Raw genomic sequence first — 3,047 nt, forward strand, 5'->3', positions numbered from 1 at the left:
ACGGGCTCGGCCGGTACGGCGGTGGGTCCGAGACCAGCCGCGGGTTCTCCAGCCTGGTGGCGAATTCAGTGAGCGCGATCTGCGCTTCCAGCCGGGCCAGGGGCGCCCCGAAGCACAGATGAACCCCGCCCCCAAAACCGAGGTGCTGGTTGTTGGCCCGGTCAGGGATGAAGAGCCCGGGGTCAGTGACGTGGGCGGGGTCGCGGTTGCCCGCAGCAAGGACCAGGGTGAGGGAGGCGCCGGCCGGGATGGTGGTGCCGGCGATGTCGATGTCGTCGAGGGCGGTACGGAACGGGACGAAATGCACGGGCGGCTCGTAGCGGAGCAGCTCCTCGACCATCGGGATGGCCAGGCCGGGGTCAGCGCGCAGCCTCTGGAGCTCGGCCGGGTGGCGGAGCAACGTCAGTACGCCGTTGGAGATGAGGTTCACGGTGGTTTCATGTCCGGCGATGAGCAGGAGAAGCCCGGTGCTCACCAGTTGTTCGTCCGGCATGCGGCCCTCCGGGCCATCATCGGTGGCCATCGCTGAAAGCAGGTCAGTCCCCGGGGCCTGCCGGTGGGCGTCGACCAGCTCTTGCATGAACGCGCGCAGTTCCGTGCCGGCCTCAATCCTCTTCTTTTGCTGGGTTTCGGGATCGAGTCCGGGATCGGTCGATTGCAGGGCCAGGGCCACCCAGACCCGGAAGCGCTGTTCATCTCCCGGGGGCACACCGAGAAGTTCGCAGATCACCGTGACGGGCAGGGGATACGCCAGATCATCGACGACGTCGATCCGGCTGCGGTCCGCCATATTGTCGACCAGATCGGTGACAATTTCCGCCATCCGCGCCTCCATCCCGGCCACCCTGCCAGGCGTCGTGGGCGGCCCGAAATGCCGCATGGTGATCCGCCGGAACTTGTCGTGATCAGGGGGATCCATGCTGAGGAAAGTCGGCGTCATGCCGGCGCCGTCCCCGTCCCCGTCCTCACCGACGGCGGCGCCCGCCGCGACGGCAGCCGGGTTGCGGGTTATGTCGGAGCTGACCCGTGGATCGTGCAACAGGGCGGCGATCTCCGCGTAGGTGCTCACGAGATAGCTGCCGTCCGGAAGTCGTCTCACGGGGGTTTTGCGGAGTTCGTCGTAGAACGGGTAGGGGTTAGCCCGGTTGGTGTAGTCGAGGATCTGCTCCCAGGTGCTGGGCTCGGCCATGGCGAAGGCTCCTTGGGTCGTGGGCCGGTGGCTGCCGGTCTCCGGTGCGGCGCTTTACGGGAGGCGGCGGTCAGTCAATCTGGCGCGCCGCTCATTGGGATAGTGACCGGTCACGACGACGGTCGCATCCTGGGTGGGGCTGGCGGCGGGCTGGAACCCGGCCGGCACGGGCTGCGCATCCTCGGGCTCGTCAATATGGTGGAACGACGGCGGGAAGGGCGCCGCCTGGTCAATCAGCGGTTCATAGAAGTCAAGCCATTTGTTCTGGTTGAACGCCACTGCAGCCACGATCCGGCCCTTGTAGCCGTAAACGGCCAGGAACCGCCGAGATCCGACCGATCCTTGCACGATGGCGACCTCATCGGCGACCGAGGGCACGCCCACGCTCTTGATTTCGGTGCCGAACTGGACGGACCAGAATTTGGGCACAGCCAGGTGCGGCCACCGTTCGGTTTCGCCGCTGACCATATTGTGCGCTGCAACCTCGGCCTGGGAGATTGCGTTGCCCCAGTGTTCGACGGCGAGGAACTGGTAGCCGAACATCGGCTGCGGGGCGCGGGATACGTCGCCGGCGACGAAGACGTCATCGGCGAGCGAATGACCGTTACGAACGGTCCCCAGCGCGGCGACCGCGATGTCCACGTCAAGTGTTGTGCCATCGGAGAGGCGGGCGCGGCGCAGCTGTCCGCCGGCATCGCCTTCCAGTGCAACGACCCTGACGCCGCAGCGCAGATCCACGCCGTTCTCGATCTGAAGCTCTCCGGCAATTGCACCGATCACGCTGCCGAGCGCCGCGCCGAGCGGTGCCGGGCCTGCCTCCGCCACGGTGACCGGCAGGCCAAGTTCGCGGCACACCGAAGCGACTTCGCAGCCGATGAACCCGGCGCCAATGACCAGGACCCGGCGAGGGCGCGCGGCCAGGAGCTGCCGAAGCGTTGCCGCGTCTTCCCGGGTCCGCAAGGTCAGCACGCCTGCCAGCGCCGCCTCCGCCGCGGTTGGCCAGGACCGGGCCCGCACCCCAGTGGCGATCAACAACTTGTCGAATCCGATCCGGCCACCGTCGGCGAGATGCACCTGCCTGGCGGCGAGATCCAGACCCGTGGCCGCGACGCCCAGACGCCAGTCGGCGTCGATTGCCCGGCGGCGCGGCAGCGACGTGTCATCGGACGGCACCGACCCGGCCAGGACCTGTTTCGACAGCGGCGGCCGGTCATACGGCTCGTGCGCTTCCTCACCAATGAGAGTCAGCGAGCCCGTGAACCCTTCCTCGCGCAGCCGCTCCGCCGCACGGAGCCCGGTCAGTGACGTGCCCACGATGACAATCCTGCCGGATCGAAGGAACGCGCCCCCGTTGCCCCTTGCGGCAGCGGCCGTTCCCGGGGCTTCTTCGGGAGGCCGCGGCCTGTTCGGCTCCGCAAGCTGGTCGAGCCGGATGGCCTGGACGGGGCAGGCCGCGGCTGCCCGCCGGATCCTCGTGCGCTGCGCCTCGTCAGGGTCCGGGTCGTAGGTAAGTGCCTCGTCCCCCTGGATCGTGAAGACCTCCGGGGCGAGGAAGGCGCATTGTGCGTAACCCTGACACTTAGTGAGATCGACGACGAGCCTCATGCCGAACTTCTCCCTGTTTGCTCAAGCCAATCGAGTCTAAGCCTCGCGGGCTGGCCGCGGAAGAGGCCTGCGGCCTGGTACGACGAGGCTGCGGAGGCCCTCCAGAGCGGAGCGTGGGGGATCTTGCGGCGGGGGCGGACCTTCGCCACGTGGCCGCTCTGGGGGCGGCGGCAGGAGTGCAGGTGACACCTAGCCATCGCTCCGGCCGGGTTGCCCTCAGTGAGGGAACTTGAGCGCCGGGTGTCCTATGTCC

2 protein-coding genes are annotated in these 3,047 nt (G+C 68.0%); both read right to left on the reverse strand.

What is annotated here, in order from left to right; all coding sequences use genetic code 11:
- Positions 1-1,189 (reverse strand): cytochrome P450 (locus LQV45_RS23145; RefSeq protein ID WP_230009003.1); only part of this gene is annotated, 1,189 nt, incomplete at its 3' end.
- 54 nt (positions 1,190-1,243) lie between these two features.
- A complete protein-coding gene (locus LQV45_RS23150) occupies positions 1,244-2,794 on the reverse strand; it encodes an FAD-dependent oxidoreductase (RefSeq protein WP_230009004.1) in 1,551 nt (516 codons plus the stop codon).
- Positions 2,795-3,047: the final 253 nt, after the last annotated feature.

The sequence above is a fragment of the Microbacterium sp. Bi128 genome (assembly GCF_918698205.1).